Source organism: Paraglaciecola sp. QJM3NY_14, assembly GCF_056173245.1.
Genome location: NZ_CM149664.1, coordinates 3,115,884 through 3,138,660, shown reverse-complemented (window position 1 = coordinate 3,138,660; position 22,777 = coordinate 3,115,884). Strand labels below are relative to the sequence as shown.

Annotated in this window: 15 protein-coding genes; 6 read left to right on the top strand and 9 right to left on the bottom strand. The window is 46.6% G+C overall.

All coding sequences use genetic code 11. The features are described 5' to 3' along the window. The first annotated feature begins 4 nt into the window (after positions 1-4). Positions 5-2,125, top strand: a complete 2,121-nt coding sequence (locus AC0VYA_RS13245) for a TonB-dependent receptor (RefSeq protein ID WP_475488570.1) — start codon at positions 5-7, stop codon at positions 2,123-2,125. A gap of 89 nt (positions 2,126-2,214) precedes the next feature. Here the strand turns inward: AC0VYA_RS13245 and AC0VYA_RS13240 are convergent, their stop codons facing one another. The 3 genes from AC0VYA_RS13240 to AC0VYA_RS13230 are packed head-to-tail and all read right to left on the bottom strand — an operon-like array spanning position 2,215 to position 5,556. After that, entirely contained in the window at positions 2,215-2,835 is a 621-nt protein-coding gene (locus AC0VYA_RS13240; RefSeq protein WP_475488569.1) for a hypothetical protein, read from the bottom strand. Between the two features lie 10 nt (positions 2,836-2,845). After that, complete coding sequence (locus tag AC0VYA_RS13235; RefSeq protein ID WP_475488568.1) at positions 2,846-5,095, bottom strand: xanthine dehydrogenase family protein molybdopterin-binding subunit; 2,250 nt, start codon at positions 5,093-5,095, stop codon at positions 2,846-2,848. Next, complete coding sequence (locus AC0VYA_RS13230) at positions 5,092-5,556, bottom strand: (2Fe-2S)-binding protein (protein WP_475488567.1); 465 nt, start codon at positions 5,554-5,556, stop codon at positions 5,092-5,094. The genes AC0VYA_RS13235 and AC0VYA_RS13230 overlap by 4 nt, the downstream gene beginning before the upstream one ends. Positions 5,557-6,013: 457 nt before the next feature. On the opposite strand from AC0VYA_RS13230, the gene AC0VYA_RS13225 reads away from it, so the two are divergent. Continuing rightward, positions 6,014-6,787, top strand: a complete 774-nt coding sequence (locus AC0VYA_RS13225) for a DUF6515 family protein (RefSeq protein ID WP_475488566.1) — start codon at positions 6,014-6,016, stop codon at positions 6,785-6,787. 278 nt (positions 6,788-7,065) lie between these two features. Further along, a complete protein-coding gene (locus AC0VYA_RS13220; protein ID WP_475488565.1) occupies positions 7,066-11,379 on the top strand; it encodes a DEAD/DEAH box helicase in 4,314 nt (1,437 codons plus the stop codon). A gap of 195 nt (positions 11,380-11,574) precedes the next feature. On the opposite strand, the gene AC0VYA_RS13215 is transcribed toward AC0VYA_RS13220, so the two are convergent. Beyond that, positions 11,575-11,796: a hypothetical protein gene (locus AC0VYA_RS13215; RefSeq protein WP_011575375.1), complete on the bottom strand. Its 222-nt coding sequence runs from the start codon at positions 11,794-11,796 to the stop codon at positions 11,575-11,577. A gap of 703 nt (positions 11,797-12,499) precedes the next feature. Between AC0VYA_RS13215 and gap the strand changes: the two genes are divergently transcribed. Continuing rightward, a complete protein-coding gene (gene gap / locus AC0VYA_RS13210; protein ID WP_475488564.1) occupies positions 12,500-13,513 on the top strand; it encodes a type I glyceraldehyde-3-phosphate dehydrogenase in 1,014 nt (337 codons plus the stop codon). A 53-nt stretch (positions 13,514-13,566) separates the two neighbouring features. Here gap and AC0VYA_RS13205 read toward each other — a convergent pair whose 3' ends face one another. The 3 genes from AC0VYA_RS13205 to AC0VYA_RS13195 form a co-directional block, all read right to left on the bottom strand. Continuing rightward, positions 13,567-15,243: a chloride channel protein gene (locus tag AC0VYA_RS13205; protein ID WP_475488563.1), complete on the bottom strand. Its 1,677-nt coding sequence runs from the start codon at positions 15,241-15,243 to the stop codon at positions 13,567-13,569. A gap of 349 nt (positions 15,244-15,592) precedes the next feature. Then, on the bottom strand, positions 15,593-18,031 hold the full coding sequence (ppsA, locus tag AC0VYA_RS13200; RefSeq protein WP_475488562.1) for a phosphoenolpyruvate synthase: 2,439 nt from the start codon (positions 18,029-18,031) through the stop codon (positions 15,593-15,595). A 339-nt stretch (positions 18,032-18,370) separates the two neighbouring features. Further along, positions 18,371-18,565 (bottom strand): hypothetical protein, encoded by a 195-nt coding sequence (locus AC0VYA_RS13195; RefSeq protein ID WP_475488561.1) that lies wholly within the window; start codon positions 18,563-18,565, stop codon positions 18,371-18,373. 174 nt (positions 18,566-18,739) lie between these two features. Between AC0VYA_RS13195 and AC0VYA_RS13190 the strand changes: the two genes are divergently transcribed. Together AC0VYA_RS13190 and AC0VYA_RS13185 are read left to right on the top strand one after the other, a co-directional pair. Beyond that, a complete protein-coding gene (locus AC0VYA_RS13190) occupies positions 18,740-19,423 on the top strand; it encodes a histidine phosphatase family protein (protein WP_475488560.1) in 684 nt (227 codons plus the stop codon). A 39-nt stretch (positions 19,424-19,462) separates the two neighbouring features. After that, complete coding sequence (locus AC0VYA_RS13185; protein WP_475488559.1) at positions 19,463-20,434, top strand: ATP-dependent 6-phosphofructokinase; 972 nt, start codon at positions 19,463-19,465, stop codon at positions 20,432-20,434. Here AC0VYA_RS13185 and AC0VYA_RS13180 read toward each other — a convergent pair. Together AC0VYA_RS13180 and pta are read right to left on the bottom strand one after the other, a co-directional pair. Continuing rightward, complete coding sequence (locus AC0VYA_RS13180) at positions 20,431-20,535, bottom strand: hypothetical protein (RefSeq protein ID WP_475491071.1); 105 nt, start codon at positions 20,533-20,535, stop codon at positions 20,431-20,433. The genes AC0VYA_RS13185 and AC0VYA_RS13180 overlap by 4 nt on opposite strands. Before the next feature lie 95 nt (positions 20,536-20,630). Then, positions 20,631-22,775: a phosphate acetyltransferase gene (gene pta / locus AC0VYA_RS13175; protein ID WP_475488558.1), complete on the bottom strand. Its 2,145-nt coding sequence runs from the start codon at positions 22,773-22,775 to the stop codon at positions 20,631-20,633. Positions 22,776-22,777: the final 2 nt, after the last annotated feature.

Below are 22,777 nucleotides of genomic sequence, written 5' to 3'. Positions count from 1 at the left end.
ACCAATGAAAACGAAACACTCAACCGTGTTAATCGCAGTATTAGCTGCGTTAACGTCAATGGCGCACGCCCAAGAAAAGAACTTACATAAAGATGAAGCGGACTTAGAAACGCTACTTATTACTGCATCACCCATCAGCAAGACGGTACTGCAATCCAGTACGCCAGTGTCTATTTTAAGTGGCGAAGAATTAGACCAAAATCAGGCCGCTACCTTAGGTGACACGTTAAGTAATGTGCCGGGTGTGCATAGTTCGTACTACGGGCCGGTGGCAAGTAGCCCAATTATTCGTGGCCTAGATGGCCCTCGTATTAAGGTAGTGCAAAACGGTTTGGACGCATCCGACGCCTCCCGAGTAGGGCCTGACCACCAAGTTGCCACTGAAACCTCAACGGCCAGCCAAATTGAGGTGTTACGCGGTCCTGCAACCTTACTTTATGGCAGTGGTGCCATTGGTGGTGTGGTTAACGTGGTAGATAATCGCTTGCCAGCCCAGCGCCAAGAAGGACTAACCGGTGAGGTATTCGCCCAATACGACAATGTTGCAGATGCGAAAACGGTATCTACTGATTTGAACATGGGAACTGGGGATTTTGTGTTTCATGTTGACGGCTACAATCGCGACACCGACGATTATAAAATTCCTGTGCCTGGCAATGTGGATGATGAAGGTGGTAGCGGCGAATTAGATAATTCCTCCGTCAGTGCTCACGGTTTTAACCTAGGGGGTGGTTGGATCACCGATGATACGCGCGTTGCATTGTCTTACGGTCGCATGGATTCAGAATACGGCTTGCCCGTAGAAGAAGACGTTTACATTAAATTGAAACAGGACCGCTACCAGGCTGTTGTTGATTGGAAAAACCTTGATGGTTTCTTTGAGGCGGTACATTTTCAAAATGGCTTCACTGATTACCAGCACACGGAATTTGAAGGTGAAGAAGTAGGCACCACCTTTAAAAATAAATCGGTGGAATCGCGCTTATGGGCGGATCATCAAGAAGTGGCTGGCTGGAAGGGGGTTATGGGCGCTCATTATAACTACAGTGATGCCTCAGCCCTGGGTGAAGAAGCCTTTTCGCCCCCCACCAAGACCAATTCAATCGCCGCATTTGTCATGGAAGAGCACGAATCAGGGCCGTTGCTCTGGCAATTAGGGGCAAGAGTTGAAACCTTAAACCATGAGGTCGATAACAGTTTTTATGATCAGCTAGATTCAGACAATAGCATCGGTTTTAACGATAAAGATTACACCTCGTTCTCAGGCTCAGCCGGTGTAGTGTGGAGCCTAAATGAGCATCACTCTTTAGCGTTCAATTATGCCTATTCCCAGCGGGCGCCTTCAGCCTCTGAAATGTTTTCATACGGCCCTCATGTGGGCTCGCAAACCTATGAAATTGGGGGCGGTTTTAACATCGATGAGCAAAACGGTGTTTACAGTGTTAATCAGGCACCTAGCAGTCTAAACAAAGAAGAATCTAACAATATAGATGTGACATACCGTTACCAAAACGACACATGGAACGCCACCGCAAGCGTATTTTACAACCAAGTAGGCGACTATATATTCGAGCAAAGTACTGGCTTAGTGTATGCCGGTGGTGAACTAATCACCGCAGAAAATTATGCTGCGAATGTGGCATTAAACGGCGAATATGAAGAGGAAACGGATGGATTATCTGTTATCAACTTTGAGCAACAAGACGCCAAATTGTATGGCTTTGAAGCCCAGGTTGATGTGCATATGACTGAAGCGCTGCGCTGGGAAGTCTTCAGTGATTATACCCGTGCAGAGTTGGATGAAGGGGGCAACGTGCCGCGAATACCGCCGCTGCGGGTCGGTAGCTCGCTGCATTATGAGCAAGGCAATTGGCACGGCGAAGTCGAAGTGGTGCGCAATAGTAAACAAAATAAAATTGCTGCGTATGAAACGGACACAGACGGCTACACCATGTGGTCAGCTGCAGCGAATTACTATCTAGCGCTTGATGATCTTGATATGACGTTCTACTTAAAAGGCAGCAATTTAACGAATGAAGAGGGACGAGTGCACTCATCTTACGTAAAAGATGAAATACCTCTCCCTGGTCGTTCAGTTAGCCTGGGTGTGCGCGCTCGGTTTTAACTGAGACAAATTAAGACTCAGCAACGGGTAAACGGGTATCAAGGCAATATTATGCTGGGTACCCGTTTTTTACCTTTAAAAAATCTATGTTATTCGGGGCAGGGGGCGCCAGCGTCTGCCCATACGTTTACAAAGGCTGCCGTTTCTCGGGCCGAATAAGGGGCGGGCTCTCGGCCAATACCTGGGTTCCAGCCCCAATGGACTAGTTCATCTTCTTCAATATGATGGGCGACTTCTTCTAGGGTGCGCCCCCCATTACGAGCGGGATCTTTAATTTGTTCGCAAATTTGTTTTGAGCTTTGCTGCCACCAGAGCATTTCTACTGGAGCAAGCATCCATACGGGGGCGCCCGGCGGGCCATGTGGCTCATCTGAATTTGTGTGCGCATGACAGGTGCTGCACATCACGGTCTCAACGCCGATGCGGCTCTGCCCACCAGAGATATGCATGCCATGCACGCTAGTTTTGCCGTAATTTGGACCAGACCAACGGGGTAGATTGTCATCTGGCACGTGACAATTGGCGCAGCGCGGATGTGAGAATACTTCGTAGATCTTATTCCAGGCTTGGCTGGCCACTTGGGCCTTTAGTGGCTCAGGGCTGTCTACCTGCTCAAGGCTGTTAACTTGAGCTGAGGCGTTAAAAACAAACGACAGCATAGGCAATAGAATAAGAGCAACGGTTTTTAGCATGATTGATTTCATTTGCATGATGGTGCTCCTAAACAAACTGTATTTGCTTATTAAATGGCATTTCGCGTAGGCGAAGACCCGTTGCCGCATAAATGGCATTAGCAAGAGCGGGTGCTGCTGGTGGGGTGCCTGGTTCGCCGATGCCGCGAATACGCTCACCATTTTCGAGTATTTTACTATGTATAGCGGGCGCTTGATGCATGCGAATAGCATCATAATTGTGAAAGTTAGTCTGCTGTACTTTACCGTCTAATAAGGTAATTTCGCCCATCATGGCCCCAGCTAAACCAAAATTAACCGCTGAGATTAATTGTGCCTCGATATTCACTGGATCAATGGCAATGCCCACATCGGCTGCCACGTACACATTGAGTATTTTGATCCCCCTTGGTGTATTGACCACCTCTATAATTTCAGCCACTGGCACCCCAAACGAGGTCACAAGTGCCACGCCTAAGCCATGGTTTTCTGGAAGGTCACGTCCCCAATTTGCCATTTTGGCGACGGTTTCAAGCACATCTCGGGTCGGTTGATGGGTGATAAGACCCAAGCGCATCTCAATAGGATCCGCATGCGCTTCAATGGCCAGCTCGTCCATCATTGATTCATTAAAAAAGCCGTTTTGTGAAGCGCCCACAGAGCGCCAAGAGCTGACAGGCATACCCATAGGGACGCGATAACCCGTCACGCGGTAGTTCTCTATCATGTAGGCTTGATCCCATAGGGCCTGTACTATGGTGCTATCTGGCCCGGGTATCGACACGCCAAGGCGACCCATTTGTGACTCCATCACCGAAGGAGAGGATATTTTTACATCTAAAGCACTGACACTTTTGCCTTTGGTAATGCCTTCAAAGCGCGCTACAGCGAAAGGTCGGTAACTGTCGTGGGTCATGTCTTCTTCTCGGGTCCAAGTCACTTTCACTGGGGTGCCTTCAAGCTGTTTGGCGACCATGACCGCGTAAATAATAAAGTCCATTTCGAGCCGCCGGCCAAAGCCGCCGCCTAAATAGGTGGTGTGAATACGAATGTTTTCTGGGTCTATGCCCGACACCCGTGACGCTTCGGACAGCGCATATGTGGCCATTTGAGTACCGACCCATACATCTAGCTCGCCATTTTTCATCAATGCCGTGGCATTCATGGGCTCCATGGTGGCGTGGGCTAACAATGGCGCGCGGTACTCACGATGCACGGTGGCGTCTCCCGCTTGGCCAATGACGGCTTCAACATCACCATCATTGCGCGTTTCGCTGTCGTGATGCTCCTCAGTGAAAGCAGCGATAGCAGAGGCGAATAAATCCTCTGTGGTTTGCCCATAGTCCGTTTTGGCCCAGTCAAACTCGATTTTTTCTGCGGCTTTAAACGCATACCAAGTATTGGTAGCAACCACTGCAACGCCCACATCTGCAAGGGGTAAAATTGCCTTAACACCTTTCATGCTCGCGGCATTATTCGCCGTATACGAATTGCATTTCGCACCCAAATTAGGGTTAACTTTAACGGTAGCGTAAAGCATTTCATCTTGCAGCACGTCGATACCAAAGGTGGCAGTACCGGTGCACTTTTCGACCATATCCACTCTTGAAATGGACTTGCCTATTTGCTTCCACTGGCTCTGTGGTTTTAGCTTTACGTCATCAGGTAATTCTACGCTCGCAGCTAAGCTGGCTAATTCGGTGTACGAAAGACGCTTACCGTCTTGTGTAATCACTTCGCCGTTGTCTGTGCTTAAGGCGTTTTTCGGCACATTTAACTTGGCACTGGCGGCTAATAGCAGGGCCTCTCTGGCGGTGGCACCGGCCATACGCATTTTCTCAAATGCATCCACGGTAGATGATGAGCCACCTGTGACTTGCACCCCGAAAAGCTTAGCCGGTACATGCATAAAATTACGCGCCATTTTCGCCATGGCGCTGTTATCTTGGGAAGGAATAGGCACGCCTTCTTCCAATACCGCAGCGTTGTAATAGGCATGTGACGGAACACCGTGTTCAATGGTGATGTTTTCTACGTTTATATCCAACTCTTCTGCGACTAATGCTGCAAGGGTGGTTTTGACCCCTTGGCCCATTTCAGCTCGTGGAACAATAATGGTGACGCCGGTTGCATTAATGAGTACGTAAGGTGTCAGGGCGGTATTGCCTGGGGCAAGTCTTTTTTTAAGCGGATTAGGGTAAGGCTGTTTATATTTGTACACGCCAAAAAGCACGCCGCCCGCAATGGCGGCAGAGCCAATCACAAAGCTGCGGCGGGTAATTTTACCGAGTGTGCTCATGCGTTTTTCTCCCGAATATTTTGTGCGGCGGTTTTCACCGCAGCGCGAATTCTCGGGTAGGTGCCACAACGACATAAATTGGCTGACATGGCGCGATCAATGGCTTCATCATCAGGATTCGTGTTCATTTGCAATAACGCCGCCGCCGACATAATTTGCCCGGGTTGGCAATATCCGCATTGGGCGACTTGGTGTTCAACCCACGCTGCTTGTACTTCATGCATAGCGTCCGGCGTCCCTAAGCCTTCAATGGTGGTCACAAGGCCAGATACTTGACCTACGGGCATAGAGCATGAGCGCGCGGGTTGGCCGTTAATATGCACAGTGCAGGCACCGCACATCGCAATACCGCAGCCAAACTTGGGGCCTGTGATATTCAGTTCATCACGTAACACCCACAGCAGGGGCATTTCATCATCCACGTCCACGTCGTGGGATGTACCGTTTACGTTTAACTGCATGTGAGCACCTTATTTATGGCCATTTATCTGTAGAGTAAATTAACTTGTTGCAAAAAAGTAATTATATCTTGTGATTGATGCTAATTGCGCGGTGACGAAAACCCAATGTGCAATCCATAAAAGCGGCAATGCAAACGCGAGTAACGGTCTGGCTTATATTTGAAAGACGTGACTTTATATTTTAAGAAGAAGTGCACGCACATCGACATTCACCTTGCCCACGTTGAATATTTTCGCTGCAGTAGAAAGTTGCTGTTGTGAATTCGCCGTTGTAAAAAGTTGCTGTTGTGAAGGGCTACCCTTATTGACGTTAAATAAAAAAAGGGCGGGAAAGTTAAGAAACGTTAAGAACTACAAAGTTTACGTAAAGTAGCAGGTATAGGGCATTGCAGTCAGTTTATATTCAGTTTTGCGGCCTAATATCACCCATAACGAAAATCGTTATTAAGGAATCACTATGAATATAAAATGGTTGTTGCCCTTGGTTATTAGCTTAAGTGCTGTATCTCCTCTAAGTCAGGCACAGTATAAGAATGAGCGGCATAATGGCGATGTGGTCGTGAAGAAGGTCACTGACAAAAAAGTCGTTAATAAAAACGTCGTTGATAAAAAAGTGCTGGTGAAAAAGAGTGTTGTTCACCACTCCCCCGAGTATAAAACGGTCATACAAAAGAACGTTGTACATGCACCGTCGGTTCACAAGCCAATAGTAAAAAAACGGGTGGTGTATAAAACCGGCGCGTTAGTGCGTAAAGCACCAGTAAACAGCATTGCTTTGCGCTTTGGTGGTGTGTCGTTTGTTTTTCACGATGGCCTATATTATCGCCACGTCAAGCAAGGTTATAAGGTGGTGCGTCCGCCCGTTGGGCTCAGAGTCAATCATCTGCCTGCAGGGTACGAGCGTATTGTTATGAGGGGCAGTGCTTACTATTTTGCTCAAGGCATTTATTATGTGTTTGATAATGGCGCTTACCGAGTGATTGACGAGCCTGCTTACTTGGGGGACGAATACGTCACTGAAGATAACTCAGTTGTGGCAAATTCGCTGGAATATCAGCAGTCGACCGCTAATAACACAGGATATGAATTGGGTAAGGCGTATGACTCGCTACCAAAAGATGCCGAGCCGGTTAGCAAAGATGGCCAGCAGTATTTTAAATATTACGACATTTACTTTTTGGCACAATCATCAAACGCAGGTGTTCACTATTTAGCCGTTAAACTCGATTAAACGTTCGCAGGGCTTGAGCGTATTTTTGAATGTTTGATGTATGAGCAAAGAAAAACGCACGGCTTAAAATCTCGGTAACTGTTGATTAGCTTTGGCAATCAAAATAGCAAGCGTTATGGGTTTGGCTAGCGCGAGTAGCGATAGCCAGTCTAGGCTAAACAACGAAGCATTGGATCGGCTGGGGGCACTTGAAGCTGACTCATAGCAATTGTTTAGCGGCAATGATTTTGATAACTTCACGCCACTGAAAAAGAATCGTTATTAAGAATCAATTGACTATGAAGCTTGCTGCTTTAATTCATCCCCAATCACATCATCAAATCGAAGCGTTATATCAGAAATTTTTAACGCTGAGTGAAGCTGAGCAAGCGACGCTATTCATTTTATCCGTCATTCATAAGCCCATTGGGGCGCTGAAATTAGCCTTGGTCATTGATTTACTGATTGGTCGAGGCTTACTGGCGTTACCCAAAAAACAATACGCACTTACCTCTGAGAAAAAAGAACAACTCACCTCTGAATCGTTGTTAATAAACAACCGAGAAGGCTTGCAACTTAATCCGCTGTTGGGCAATTTTTTAGTGAAAAAAATCGACCAATTGCCTGTCGCCGCAGACCTTGAACCAGGGCAAAGATTACTCGAAATCATCATGACTGGCGAGCAAGTAGTGCCAGTCATAAACAGTTATAGTTGGCAGAACAAAGAAGCTGATAGCGCTAGAGTGATCCGTGATTTGTATTATTTGCATCAAATGGATGACTTTGAAGCTGCGTTAGATTTTCATAAGAACCCCCAAATTATTGAGCATACAAAGAACAAGGTATTGCTCGAGGTTCTTTTCTTACCCTTTGATTTAAAATCTTTTTTACAGCTTTCCAGCGCGGTTCAATACCAAGCATTCGCGACGCTTCTTAGAACGTTTCAAATAGAAGGGCAAAGCTGTGCGTACCCCATTCAATTATTAGAGCAAGTTTGCGCAGCTGCACCAGATACCACAGAGCCGAGTTACAATAGCGAGTGTCATCATCTATTAGCGGAGCAGTATTTATATCAGCTGCGCTTTGATGACTTTTTACGTATTCAAAATCCACAAGACAAAAGCAGCTATGGGTTGCAGCTGCGAGGCACTTATTGTTTTTTAACAGGGCAGAATGAGCTTGCTATTGGTTATTTCGAACAAGCCATGCTGGCAAAAAACAAGTTAACGAAGCGCAAAAAACAATACTTGAATGAGCTGCCAGGTTACTTCTATAAATTGGCGTTAATGGTGAAGGCGAATCAAGATGATGTGAGTGCGTTTAGCAGTGCACTGCAACAAGTGGAATATGAAGAAAGCGATCGTAAAGTTAACAGCGACTTTTATTATATAGGCCAAGGCGTTGTTAAGCCCATTATGTGCCTTTCTGCGGGGCTAAAATACGATATCAATATTGGTTACAACAGCATTGACGATGAATTAGACTTCTTCGCCCATCAGCTGTGTTACTTCAATTATTTCTTAGGGCAGGTTTGGTGTAATCAAAGCCAAGATCCAGCATTGGCAACGTTAGCGTTGAAATATCAAGGGCATTTTATGCAACTTGATTACCCGCTTTTCGCGCAAATATGCGCGCAATTTGCCACCAGCTTCAATCACGAGAAAGCTGAGTCCGCGCCATCTTCGACGCTCGCATCCTCGGCAGAATTAGCAGGAAATCTAGTGGATTTTACCCGTTTGGTCGTGACTAAATCACAATGGGATTTAGCCCTTGATAAACTGATTGCCCTTAACCCAAATGCACCTAAAAATGACACACCCGCTAAAGAGGTGGTCATCAAGCCGGTGCGCTTAATTTGGGAATTTGAACAGACCTATGCCCACAGTTTAACGGCGCGAGAGCAGAAGTTGAATAAGTCAGGCTGGAGCAAAGGGCGAGTGGTCTCGCTAAAACGCCTCAAAGAAGAACCCCATAAATTTGACTATTTAACCGAAAGTGACAAAAAGCTTTGCCATGCCATTGATGCATATCAAAGTTGGGGCTACTACTCAAAAGTTGACTATATGCTGCAAGGGTTACCTGCGCTGCAAGCCGCCGTTGGCATAGACAACTTATACAAAGCGGACGATGTAAACCAAAAGATTGACATCACCCAACGCGAACCAGAATTATTGGTTAGCGCGTTAGGCGAACAACTCTGTTTGAGCATTGCTGATTTACCCGATGACATTCGCGAAGACGACGATCAGCCCGCCTACAATCTAAAGGCGGTTTCGGATAATCAATATCAGCTGACCGTGTTCTCAACATCGCATCTAAAAGTGGCCGACATCATTGGCGAATCCGGTTTGCTTATACCCATTAGCGCCAAACAAAAAGCCCTTGAAGGGATTTCTGCGATTGCTCCTTTTTTGAATATTCAATCTGATATTGCTGAGCTGGACACCGGATTAGAAGCCTTTGAGTGCGATCCTAATTTGGTGGTCAATATTCAGCCAAATCAAAACGGCTTGACCTTTACCTGCGTCGTAATGCCATTTGGAGAGAATGGACCGGCGTTCAAACCTGGTGTGGGCAATGCCAGTTTGACCACCGATTTAGACGGCAAACGCATGGCGACACAACGTGATTTGCAGCGAGAAGAAACCTTACTCGATGAGCTAGACCAAGCCTGCCCAGTGTTTTTGGATATGCCGGACAACGTTCTACTGTTAGATGATTTGCAAGCGGCCCTGAGTGCACTTGAACAGTTAGAAATAGCCCACAAGCGAGACACCTTTGATTTAGTGCTGCGCTGGCCGAAAGGTAAAAAAGTGACCTTGTCGAAAACCCTAGACAGTGAGCACTTGCAGCTGGCGGTCAGTCAAAAGAATGAATGGTTTGATATTACCGGTGACTTACAAATAGACAATGAACAGGTCATTGAATTAAGAAAGCTGCTTGAACTGGTTAAAACCAGCCATGGACGATTTATCGAGCTTGGTGAGGAACAAATACTCGCCTTGTCTGACGATTTGCGGCATAAACTTGAGTTAATGAATCAAGTTACTGATGACGGAAAATTTCACCCATTAGCCAGTTTGCAAATGGAAGAAGCCACCACAGGTATGCGCATGAAAACCATTCATGCGTGGGAGCAGCAAACCGAAAAAATGCACCAAGCGAGCGAGATTTCGCCGCTGATCCCCTCGACCTTTCAAGCGCAATTACGTGATTATCAACTGGTTGGCTTTGATTGGGCGTCACGCCTTGCTCATTGGGGGGCAGGGGCTTGCTTAGCCGATGACATGGGGTTAGGGAAAACCTTACAAGCTTTGGCCATTTTATTGTCTCGGGCCAGCAATGGGCCAAGCTTGGTGATTGCCCCCACATCTGTGTGTTTTAACTGGCAACAAGAGGCGCTTAAATTTGCTCCAACCTTGAATATAAAGTTATTCGCTGACTCGACTAACACGCTACAACGCGGAATACTGTTGAACGACTTAGGTCCGTTCGACTGCGTGATCATCAGTTATGGATTACTGCAAAGAGAAAGCGAAATACTCAAAGGTGTGCATTGGCACAGCATAGTGGCAGATGAAGCCCAAGCCTTGAAAAACCCGCTGGCTAAGCGCACAAAAGCGGCTTGTGCACTGAAAAGTGATTTTAAGATGATTACAACAGGCACGCCGATTGAAAACAACCTGACTGAACTGTGGAGCCTATTTCGTTTTATCAACCCAGGCTTGCTTGGTAACATTAAGCGCTTTGGTCAGCGCTTTTCAGTGCCTATCGAAAATGCCCATGAAGACCCGTTGGCAGCGCGTAAGGCCAGTCAAGCCCTTAAAGTATTGATACAGCCGTTTATATTACGGCGCATGAAGAACCAAGTGTTAACGGAGTTGCCATCCCGCACTGAGATTAATATTCGTGTTGAAATGAGCGCTCAGGAGCGCGATTTTTATGAAGCGCTTAGACTCAATGCCATCGACAATATTAGCCAAAGCGGTCAACAAGCTAACGCAGGTGAGCAGCGCATTAGAATGCTCGCAGAGCTCGTAAAATTACGCCAAGCCTGCTGCAACCCCAAATTGGTCATGGCGGAAACGACAATACCCAGTGCCAAACTTGCAGCACTTGATGAGTTATTAGAAGAGCTCAAGCTGAATAATCATAAAGCGCTTATTTTTAGCCAGTTTGTTGGGCATTTACAATTGATCAAGCAGCACATTGAAGCCAAAGGATTTAGTTACCAATACTTAGATGGCTCGACACCGCAAAAGCAGCGACACGCTAGCGTTAATGCTTTTCAGCGCGGGGAGGGGGATATCTTCTTGATTAGCTTAAAAGCGGGTGGCTCAGGCTTAAACTTAACCGCTGCGGATTACGTTATACACATGGACCCATGGTGGAACCCAGCAGTAGAAGAACAAGCTTCGGATCGCGCCCATCGAATAGGGCAACTGCGCCCAGTCACTGTCTACCGCTTAGTTACTCGGAACACCATAGAGGAGAAGATCGTCTCCCTGCATCAGCATAAACGCGACTTAGCGGATACCTTATTAGAAGGAAATGAAGCCGCGACTAAGCTGTCGGTGGATGACATGTTAAACCTGCTCAAAGAAACCTTTTAAGTCAGGTGGAAGACACTGATAACCGACACCCGCTCAGATGAGGCCTGGTTGGCATATCGTTAGAGTCACTGTGCCGGTGCAGGGCGCAGAATTGAAGATGCACGGATGTCGCAGCAATCTATAACAAACTTAACGTCAAGCGTAACGTCACGTTGTAATTGTTAGCGCTTAACGTATAGGCCGTTAGCTTTCAGACTAAGGGGTTGCTGGCGTTCCTTCGAGTAATTTTACAATATTGGTGTTTCCGTTCTCTTTTGCCAATTCAATAAAGTGCTTTTTCTCCAACTCATCAAATAGCTCGTTGGTCAGTAATGCTTTAAGTCGTACTTCGTCGCCGTTAGCGATCGCTGTTTTAATAGCTTGAGTCGCCAATTCAGGTCGTTGTTGTAAGTTACTTTGATCGTTGTAGTCAGTCATAAAGCTTCCTCTGTATGGTGTGATTTACATTGCTAATGTATACAGTCTGCTCACAAAGCACATATAGATAGCGCAAGTGGAAACCCTGTATACAGTAGATGTTTGGGGTCATGGCCTAATATTCAACCCACTAATTAAAGTTACGCTGTTTGGCTTTGCTGAAAATTAGCGCTTAATATTGCGTGAAAATTCGGCAAGATGACACGTAAAAAGGAGCCCATCTAGCAGTGATACTGATGGGCCCAAAAGAGGTCGGTACCTATATATCGAGGATATCTATTAACCATGCTAGCAATCGAAGTAGCGGTATCAATAGACCTTTATGTTAGCGACAAAAGATCGTTCGCTATATAAGGGTTTTCCGCAATTCCATGTGGGTTAATTAGTGGTATGCCGCAATTTACATTGTTTGGTCGACAGTGGAGATTTTCAGTTATTACTTTTCACTTTTCACTTTTCACCTCTCACGTCTCACTACCTAACGGGCACAAGCGCCTCATTTGCCCTAGCAAATTTTGCTAACAATGGGCTGTCATGAGTGTGTGTTTTTAACTTTTTGCTCAACAAACATCCCATTATTGATGCCCATCAATATCGAATATTTGCTCAATGTAATGGTAGTGATGCATCAATAACGCTGGGAATTTTTTTAATTCTCACAGATGGGTGTTTCATGAATTGAATTCTATTAAGGGGGATATAAATGGCTATCAATATTGCGATAAATGGTTTCGGACGTATAGGGCGCATGGTCACGCGAGCTCTTTATGAATCTGAACGAGCAGATGAACTGCGCATCGTAGCGATAAACGACCTAGGTGATGCAAGCACCAATGCGCTATTGCTAAAACATGATACAGCGCACGGAACCTTTCAAACAGAGGTACGTGTTGATGGTGATAACATCATTATCGGCAATGACGAGGTGCGAGTGTTTAAAGAGCGAGATCCATCGAAATTACCCTGGAGCGAGTTGAATGTAGACATCGTTTTAGAATGCACTGGCTTATTTCGCACCAGAGAAACGGCACAAATGCACATTGATGCGGGTGCAAAGAAAGTGCTCTTGGCCGCTCCGGCAAGAGACAGCATTGATGCAACAATCGTATTTGGCGTTAACGACGACACGCTGTTGGCTGAGCATACAATCGTATCGAACGCATCATGCACCACCAATTGCTTAGCACCATTAGTAAAGCCACTGCACGAGGCGATTGGCATAGAAAGCGGCACGATGACCACCATCCACGCCTACACAAATGATCAAGTGCTCACCGATGTATATCACAAGGATATTCGTCGGGCGCGCTCTGCAACGATGTCGATGATCCCCACTAAAACCGGAGCTGCCACGGCAGTGGGCCTTGTGCTACCCGCATTAGATGGCAAACTCAAAGGCTTCGCGGTTCGCGTTCCTGTCATTAATGTATCCATGGTGGATTTAACGTTTATCGCGAGTCGTGCTACCACTATTGACGAAATTCACTCTATTATGCGCACGGCAAGTAATGGGGCGCTAAAAGGGGTACTTGAATATTATGATGAATTACTGGTATCTACTGATTTCAACCATAATTCAGCGTCTTCCATTTTTGATGCGAGCTTAACCAATGTGATAGACGGAAAACTGGTTAAGGTGTGTGCTTGGTATGATAACGAATGGGGATTTTCTAACCGGATGTTAGATACCGCTCTCGCCTTAGCCAAGGCATCTTGATATCCACAGAAGCGTAACATGTGATGCGGGAGTAATCCCGCGTCACATATATATTACACAGCTTCTTCGCCTGACGTTAACGACGCAGGTAGGCTTGCTTGCAAGCCGACAACAATAACAAGGTCCCCTTCTGCTGGACTGACACCATCTCCCGGGATCATGCTGACGCCATTGCGAATGATACTGAGCAACAAAACGTGATTTTGTTGCGCCAAGGCGAGTAAACCGTCTTTGCTGGTGGTGTTAGTTATACTGTAGGCACGCATCACTCGTCCGTCAGGAAATGAGATAGTTTGACCGTTACTGAGATGACGAATGGATTCGTCGACCAAAAGCGTAGGTGGCAGATTCAGCCCCTTAGGATCCGCTAATGCGACCATTTGGCCGATGTATTCTCTGCGGATCGTCGGACTGTCAATAGACAATGCCACTTGGGATTCGTACAGTGTGGGGTACTTAAGTGAACCTGTTAAGGTTCGCTGCACCAATGCACTTATTACCACTGTCACGGCTGCTGGCGCGACCAGACCATATTCCCCCGTCATTTCCATAATCATAACTAAACTCGCCAGTGGCGTGCGCGCAGCAGCACCGAACAGCGCTAACATACCGATAATCACACAACTTGCGTAGCTCGGGGAAAAAGAGTCTACCGCACCGGCTAATTCAGCGAATACTGCACCCAACATAGCGCCAATGAATAATGTTGGTGCAAATATACCTCCCGATCCTCCAGAGCCTATGGTTAAGGCCATCGCTAGGGGTTTTAGTAAAAGTAGAACAAGTAACACTGTGAGTGACAGTTGATGATTGATTGCCAGTTCAATCCACTGATATCCACCGCCGAGAATTTGCGGTATCCACATGGCAATTAAGCCAAGCAGTAACCCGCCAATCGCAGGTTTAATAAAATGAGGTATGTTGATTAGGCGAAAAAGGTCGCGAATTGTATAAAATATCGTTGGAATAATACTTGCGATAATGCCGCTGGCTATTCCTAAGCCAACATACCAGCTTAGCTCCATCGGATGTGTCAGTGATAAGGCCGCCTGGATATTAAAAATAGGCGACCAACCGACAACAAACCCCATAATGGTGTACGCCGTGGCTGAAGCGAGTATGGCAAAATATAAAGCACGGGTCTCCATTGAAAACCCAGAATAAAGAACCTTAACCGCGAATAGAGCTGACCCAAGTGGGCTTTTGAATATCGCTGAAAGTCCGGCAGCTGTGGCAACCACTGTTAATAAGCGACGATCTGCATTTGCTAGTCCAAAACGATCTGCAAGGATGGCGGCGATCCCCGCACAAATCTGCGCTGTGGGGCCTTCTCGTCCAGCAGAGCCTCCTGAGCCAATAGTGATTGCGCTCGCTAACGCTTTTACCCAAGGGACTCTGCTGCGTATGGCGCCATCATGTTGATGGAAGGCTTCGATATAGGCATCGGTACCATGTCCCTCCGCTTCAGGTGCAAGTCGATAAACGATAACCCCGGATATTAATCCACCTAAAGTGGTCACCACAGGTACCCAGTACAACGGCATTAAAAACGGAAAGGTCAGGGGTTGAGTTTCATCGAACTCACCTATGCCCACGATAAAAAATTCGCTGCACACTTGCAGTAACCAAATAAACCCAAGTGCCCCAATGGCACCAACAATACCAAGACCAAAGCTCCATATTCCCATATAAATTTCACGTCTGGTGCGCCAATTGTATTTTTCAAACATGGCCGAATTCTCGAATATTCATAAGCTGATTTGGGTTGCATACGCTGCATGCTATTTACGATATATTCCGATGAATTAAACACGCATTATCTTCATCTGATTATCAAAGGTGATTATTGATTAACTGACATTAATCGGCTTGATAGCAATCAATTTTCTATCCAAAGTTGATTAAAATGGCGTCGATGTGTTGGTATTTATCATGTGGTGGGATTCGAAGATCATTTCTTGGGTTTTACGTCTATTGAATGCTCAATAATGAATAACACTAACGTGAAGTGGCAGTAGTCTTGTTTGACTACTGCGCACATTTTCTTCCTTGCTCTTTACGTTATGACGTAGTCTACTTTCATGCTGATTTAGCCGGTCGTATTAAGCGCTTTTCAACGTCTAAAACGCGCCTTGTGGTGGCCAATACCGTATCTGGATTTAGGCTCATGGCGTCAATGCCTAGTTCCACGAGATATTCGGCTATTTCGGGATAGTCAGACGGAGCTTGCCCACAAATACCTGAGTGGCGACCGTTACGTTTGGCGCCTTCTATTGATAAACGAAGCATTTCTTTTACGCCAGGATCGCGCTCGTCGAAATCAAAAGCAACGATTTGCGAATCACGATCCACACCTAGCGTTAATTGGGTCAAGTCGTTCGATCCAATTGAGAAACCATCGAACAGTTGCGCGAACGCATCAATTTGAATGACATTGTTGGGGATTTCGCACATCACATACACTTGTAAGCCGTTTTTACCACGCGTCAGGCCATTTTCAGCCATCGCTTTTATTACCTTTTCGCCTTCTTGTACACGACGACAAAAGGGGATCATTAGTTTAACGTTGGTCATGCCCATTTCATCTCTTACTCGCTTCATGGCCTGGCACTCTAACGCGAAACCATCGGCGTAAGCAGGGTGGGTATAGCGAGACGCGCCGCGAAAACCAATCATTGGGTTGTCCTCTTCAGGTTCGAAAAACGTGCCCCCCAATAATGTTGCGTATTCGTTGCTTTTAAAATCACTCATACGAACAACGCAAGGTTTGGGATACACCGCTGCTGCAATTGAGGCAACACCTTCAGACAAGGCTTTTACAAAGAAATCTTGGGGGCTTTCATAAGCTGCGCACAATTCATTTATTTTTTGGCGGGTGTCGTCATCGGTTTGGTCGGGATGTTGCAGCGCCATAGGATGCACTTTGATGTATTCGTTAATGATAAACTCCATGCGCGCTAACCCTATGCCGTCGACCGGTAAAGAGGCCAGACTAAATGCTCGGTCAGGGTTGCCCAAATTCATCATGATTTCGGTGTTAGGGTGCGCCAATTGGCTAAGGTCTGTTTTTTCGATGTCGAAATTCAAAATACCTTCATAGATATTACCAAATTCTCCTTCGGCGCAGCTAACCGTCACAGGGCGTTCATCGGTGAGAAGTTCAGTGGCGTTATTGGTACCGACAATGGCGGGAATGCCCAACTCGCGCGCAACAATGGCGGCGTGACAAGTACGACCGCCTCGGTTTGTTACAATTGCGGATGCTATTTTCATCACCGGCTCCCAATCAGGGGTGGTGGTATCGGCGACCAATACCTCACCGGGCTGAAAGTCACTCAGTAAGGCTACGTCATTGATAACCCGAACCTTACCCGCGCCAATGCGTGTGCCTACGGCTTGTCCGCGTGCAACAACATTCGCGGTTTCTTTTAGATGATAAATCTCTAGAAGCGCACCGTTTTTCTGCGATGAAACGGTTTCAGGACGCGCCTGAACAATATAGAGCTCACCGTCGATGCCGTCTTTCGCCCACTCCATATCCATCGGTTTGTAATGGCCTGCGTCGCCTGAGTAATGGTTTTCAATCTTAATCGCGTAGTCAGCTAATACCATGACGTCTGCGTCCGAAATACAGTAATGTTTTCGTTCGTCGTCGCTGGTTTCAATATTGTTGGTATATTCCACCGCGATATTGTCAGTATTGAGACTGTCGGTGAATATCATCTTTAATTCTTTTTTACCTAAGCGGCGCTTGAGTACAGTGCGATGCCCAAGATTAAAAGTGGGCTTATGTACATAGAAACTATCGGGTTCAATTGTGCCTTGCACAATGCTCTCGCCTAAGCCAAGGGCACCGTTGATAAAAACCACATCTTTGAAAGATGTTTCAGTGTCTAATGAAAACATCACGCCACTGGCACCGATATCACTGCGTACCATTTTCATCACGACCACAGATAAAAACACGGTGTACACATCAAAATTGTTATCGTGCTTATAGTGAATAGAGCGGTCAGTGAAGTTTGATGCTAAGCAACGTTGATAAGCATCCAGTAATGCTTCGTCATTGCTTATGTTCAGGTAACTGTCATTTTGACCAGCGAAGGAGGCTTCTGGAGAGTCCTCAGCGGTCGCAGATGAACGCACAGCCAGTGAAATATCGTTACCGTATTCTTGTTTGAGTTCAGCGTATCCGCTTAGGATGGCTGCTTTGAGATCATCTGGCAGCACGCAGTTCATCACTATCTCACGGGCTTTCTTTCCGCCGGCTTGTAAGTCTTTGATGTTATCTGGATTGAGCCCATCCAGCGCGGCATGTAATTTGGGCCATGCGTTATTAGATTCAAGCACATAATTGTAAGCCTCAGCGGTAACGGCAAACCCGTTCGGTACGCGCACACCTTTTGCTGTCAGGTTTTGGTACATTTCCCCTAGAGAGGCGTTTTTGCCGCCAACAAGAGCCACATCAGCAATACCGAGCTCTTTAAACCAGCGAACATAACGTGTTGAATCTTTCATAAAATTTACCTTTTGCTGAAGAGTAGAATGTAGCAGCAAGTCGAGTTGAACTGCGTTAGCTGAGCCGATGCATTTCATGAAACTTTACGAAATAATGTATTGCTGACTCATCTCACGTTTGTGTTTTGCAACTCAATTTACTGCGTAATTAGATCTGTTCCACACCCGATCAATACCGATAGCCGTGGCTGGGTTGATAGGCGTGTTGGGATCAAAGTGTTAGTTGACTCGGGCGAGCGACGTCCATTTTGTAAAGGCTATATTTTGTGTTTTTCAGAGGCACGAGTTAACTCAACAAAATGTCAGTGGAGGCACCTTAAATCACCGATATTTTACGCCTTACTTAAGGTTATTTTTATGCGTAATTCCACCTACAAACGCGTGGCTTATACGTAGTGCAACATGTAACTCGTGGCTGAAAGCCGTCAGTTTGACGGGCACACCTACAGCCCGCACGGCATAGTATTCGCCGCGAAAGAACAGCTCGCGAAAAAATAGCCCACCAAAATAGCTGCCTTGGAGATAAATGGGCATAGAGTCGTCTTCATCACAAGGGCCGTCTGCATCACAAAAAGTGCCTGTTACGCAAGAGAGCGTTGAACATGGGGCTGCAAGCAAAATTGGCGAATATAGGTATAAACCCTGATTATTTTTAAGGGAGTAGCGCGGCATAATCAATGATAGGTACATTGATGAAAGGCCGCGAAAATGTCGTTATTAACCTTGGTACGCCATGGGCAATCCATTTGGAATCAGCAAAATCGGTTTACCGGATGGGTGGATGTTTCGCTTAGCCAGTCAGGGGTAAAAGAAGCGCAGCGAGCCGCACAAATGTTAGCCCAGCAGCGCTTTGATTTAGCATTTACCTCTGAGCTACTGCGGGCGCAAGATACCCTATATGAGATACTTCGGCATAATCGCCAATGTCACCAATACGTGCGTATTCATGATGCTGGTAGTCAGTGGTATGAGCATTTTGAAGCGTCTCCTGCTGAGGAAATTGAGCTGAGAATTTACGTTTCACAGCAACTGAATGAGCGCTATTACGGCGACCTACAGGGGCTGAACAAAGACAAGGCGCGGCAGTTGTTCGGTGATGAACAGGTTCATACTTGGCGGCGAAGTTATAATGTCGCACCGCCCAATGGCGAAAGCCTCGCGATGACCGCCACTCGCGCGATCGCTTACTTTCAATCGCATATTGTTCCGGCTCTACAGCAAGGCAAGAATGTGTTGGTTTGCGCTCACGGTAATTCGTTGCGCGCCATTATTATGCACATTGAAAAAATGACCGCCGCGCAGATTGCTGCATATGAATTAAAAACTGCTAGCCCTCATATTTATCAGTGCAATACAGCAATGGACATACTCAGTAAGCAGGTGCTTGAGTAATACCAGTATAGATTTCTTCAACGATTTGGATGACGATTTATGACAAAAGATATCAAGCATATTGGCTTATTTACCTCAGGCGGCGATGCCCCTGGTATGAATGCCGCTTTGTATGCAGTGGTAAAAGCGGCTAGCGCCAATGGCATTAAAGTCAGCGGGATACGCAAAGGGTTTGAAGGGCTGATTGATAACGATTTCGTGGAGCTGAAGACTAACCAGTTACAAAAAACGATGCATCTGGGCGGTACCGTGCTTAAAACCGCGCGAAGCGAGCGCTTTAGAACGAGTGAAGGGCGAGAAGTGGCGTTACAGAATATCCACGATAATAAAATCGACGGGCTCATCGCGATTGGCGGAGATGGCACTTTTCGTGGTATTTCGCTGTTGTCACAGATAAGTGACATTCCCTGTATCGGTGTCCCGGGCACCATAGATAATGACACGGTAGGCACTGACTTTACCTTGGGGTTCGATTCTGCGGTCAATACGGCGATGAACTGTATTGATAATATACGGGATACCGCAGAGTCTCATAACAGAATGTTTGTAATTGAAGTCATGGGCAGAGATTCAGGCTATATAGGGGTGTTTTCAGGCTTAACATCAGGGGCTGACTCGATCCTAATCCCAGAAAGCCCGCAGGATATGGCGTACCTGCTAGATAAAATTCAGGGTTACGAAAGTGAAGATGCCTTTATAGTGGTGTTGTCAGAAGGCAACGAGTTGAGCATCGACCGTGTGTCACAGCAGATACGTAAAGTGAACGACGCAATAGATTTACGTGTGTGCAAACTGGGCCACATTCAAAGAGGAGGCAACCCTACAGCAGCAGACAGAATGTTAGGCATAAGGCTAGGCGTGGTGGCAGTAAATGCCCTTATTCAAGGGGAAAGTAACCAGATGGCGGGTATTTGCAATAATCAGCCTGTACTGACACCATTTTCTGAAATAACCAAGCAACATGCCATCGATTTGGAGCAACAACGCCTAGTGGATTTGTTTTGCCGTTAAAGTGTGCGGTCAATAATTTGCACTAAATCGCGACGTGCCATCAGTGATCCGGTCGTTCGAGACCCGGACAATCGAGCCCCGGACAATCGAGCCCCGGACAATCGAGCCCCGGACAATGTTCATACCTTGTGGTATTTACCATTGACCGTATTTATTGCTCGATAGAACGGGCATTCAAACATTTAGGAGTTACACCTTAGCTATTTAGTTGCGTCGCTTGAATCGCTGTTAGCGCTATCGTATATACGATATCGTCCACCAGCGCCCCGCGGCTTAAGTCGTTCACTGGCTTACCCATACCTTGCAGCATAGGGCCAATGCTGACTAAGTTAGCACTGCGCTGTACGGCCTTGTAGGTTGTATTGCCTGTATTGAGATCCGGGAACACAAATACGGTAGCTTGGCCGGCTACTTTTGAATTCGGTGCTTTTTTATTGGCAACACTTTCCATCACAGCGGCATCGTATTGCAACGGTCCGTCAATCAACAAGTCAGGTCTTTTTTGTTGTGCCAGTTCCGTGGCTTTTTTAACCTTGTCTACATCAACCCCAGTGCCTGATGTGCCCGTGCTGTAACTGATCATGGCGACTTTGGGCTCAATACCAAACGCAGCGGCTGAGTCAGCAGATTGTATGGCGATATCCGCTAGTTGCTCGGCAGTTGGGTCTGGATTAATTGCACAGTCACCGTATACCAGTACTTGTTCCGGCAGCAGCATAAAGAAGATGGACGACACCAAAGACGCCCCAGGTGCGGTTTTAATTAACTGCAGGGCAGGGCGTATGGTATTGGCTGTGGTATGCACCGCGCCAGACACTAAGCCATCAACATCACCTTGCTTTAACATCATGGTACCAAGTACGACGTTATCGAGCAGTTGCTCTTGCGCTACCACATCGGTTAACCCTTTGTGCTTGCGCAGCTCAACCAGCGGGGCGATGTAATGTGCCTGTATATCCTGTGGTTGTTGTATGGTGACTGAATCTGGCAGCACAACGCCTTGCTGCTCGGCCACTCTTAAGATTTCTACTTTGTCGCCTAACAATACGCAATTAGCAATGCCGCGCTCGGCACAAATTGCCGCGGCTTTTATGGTACGCGGCTCATCACCTTCAGGGAGCACTATGGTTTTGTTAGCGGCTTTGGCTAGCTGGGTGAGTTTAAAGCGAAATGCAGGGGGCGATAGCCGCAGAGCTTTTGACGCGCCAGCGCTTAGTGAGTTTATCCAATGGGGATCAATACAACTGGCGGCGTGATCCATCACGCGGTTAATGCGTTGCTCATCGTCAACCGGCACTTCTAAGTTGTAGAAGTGTAAATTTAGTGATGTTTGCCACGTGTTGTCATCTACCAGCATCACAGGTAAGCCGGTTTCCATGGCTTGAGAGCACAATGCCATTACTCTTGGGTCAGGTTCATACCCGCCGGTTAGCAAAATAGCCCCGATTTTGGTGCCGTTTTGAGCCGCTAGGCAGGCCATCACAAACATGTCGTTTCTATCGCCTGAAATAACAAGCAATGCGCCGGGTTTTAATACCCACACCATATTGTGGATCTCACGGGCACATAGGTTCACGCTGCGTAATCTGCGGTGTTTATAATCGCCTTCGTTGAGTAACTTTGCATTCAGGTGTTTTCTTAAATCATCCACCCGAGGTGCAATTAAATCGAAGCTCCAACTTATGCACCCAAGAAGGGCAAACGTTTTGTTAAAAATGGGCAGATTTTCAAGTCGTTTGATTATATCGGCGGTTTTGCTCTCGTCATGATTTTCCAGTAGTTCAGTGCTTAAATGGCCTCGATCATCCAATGGAGCATTGATTTTATTGAAGATACACCCGAGCACTTTTTTACTTCTGTGACCACCGTAATTATCTGCCACTATCTCTAATTTATCATTGAGTTGGTTCATGGTGAGGTTGCTAGGGGAACTCACCAACACAATTTTGGCGTCAAGTGCGTTACAAATTTCGCGGTTTAGGCGCACTGCATAAGGATGACTTGGGGTAGACACTAATCCCTCGATAATACCAATGTCTTCGTCTGCATAGTGTGTTTCATATAAGGCGATAATTTCTTCTAAAAAGACGTCCATCTTGTCATTGCTGATCATGTCCTCAACATACGCCGAGGTGAAGGGGGTTGCGGGTTTTGTTGGGCCTAGCTGAGTGATAATCGTTGTCGACTTCTCTGGTTCATCGTCGCCATGGCGCGGTTGGCCCATCGGTTTGAAAAAATTCACTTTTAACCCTTGCTGCTGCATGGCTCTAACCATACCCAATGAAACGCTGGTGAGTCCGGCGCTGCTACCAACAGGGATTAACATTATTCTACGTGCCATGG

Bases quoted from the DNA above. Each gene is read 5' to 3' on its own strand.
- AC0VYA_RS13245 (WP_475488570.1), top strand. From the start codon at position 5: ATGAAAACGAAACACTCAACCGTGTTAATCGCAGTATTAGCTGCGTTA.
- AC0VYA_RS13240 (WP_475488569.1), bottom strand. From the start codon at position 2,835: ATGCAAATGAAATCAATCATGCTAAAAACCGTTGCTCTTATTCTATTG.
- AC0VYA_RS13235 (WP_475488568.1), bottom strand. From the start codon at position 5,095: ATGAGCACACTCGGTAAAATTACCCGCCGCAGCTTTGTGATTGGCTCT.
- AC0VYA_RS13230 (WP_475488567.1), bottom strand. From the start codon at position 5,556: ATGCAGTTAAACGTAAACGGTACATCCCACGACGTGGACGTGGATGAT.
- AC0VYA_RS13225 (WP_475488566.1), top strand. From the start codon at position 6,014: ATGAATATAAAATGGTTGTTGCCCTTGGTTATTAGCTTAAGTGCTGTA.
- AC0VYA_RS13220 (WP_475488565.1), top strand. From the start codon at position 7,066: ATGAAGCTTGCTGCTTTAATTCATCCCCAATCACATCATCAAATCGAA.
- AC0VYA_RS13215 (WP_011575375.1), bottom strand. From the start codon at position 11,796: ATGACTGACTACAACGATCAAAGTAACTTACAACAACGACCTGAATTG.
- gap (WP_475488564.1), top strand. From the start codon at position 12,500: ATGGCTATCAATATTGCGATAAATGGTTTCGGACGTATAGGGCGCATG.
- AC0VYA_RS13205 (WP_475488563.1), bottom strand. From the start codon at position 15,243: ATGTTTGAAAAATACAATTGGCGCACCAGACGTGAAATTTATATGGGA.
- ppsA (WP_475488562.1), bottom strand. From the start codon at position 18,031: ATGAAAGATTCAACACGTTATGTTCGCTGGTTTAAAGAGCTCGGTATT.
- AC0VYA_RS13195 (WP_475488561.1), bottom strand. From the start codon at position 18,565: ATGCCCATTTATCTCCAAGGCAGCTATTTTGGTGGGCTATTTTTTCGC.
- AC0VYA_RS13190 (WP_475488560.1), top strand. From the start codon at position 18,740: ATGTCGTTATTAACCTTGGTACGCCATGGGCAATCCATTTGGAATCAG.
- AC0VYA_RS13185 (WP_475488559.1), top strand. From the start codon at position 19,463: ATGACAAAAGATATCAAGCATATTGGCTTATTTACCTCAGGCGGCGAT.
- pta (WP_475488558.1), bottom strand. From the start codon at position 22,775: ATGGCACGTAGAATAATGTTAATCCCTGTTGGTAGCAGCGCCGGACTC.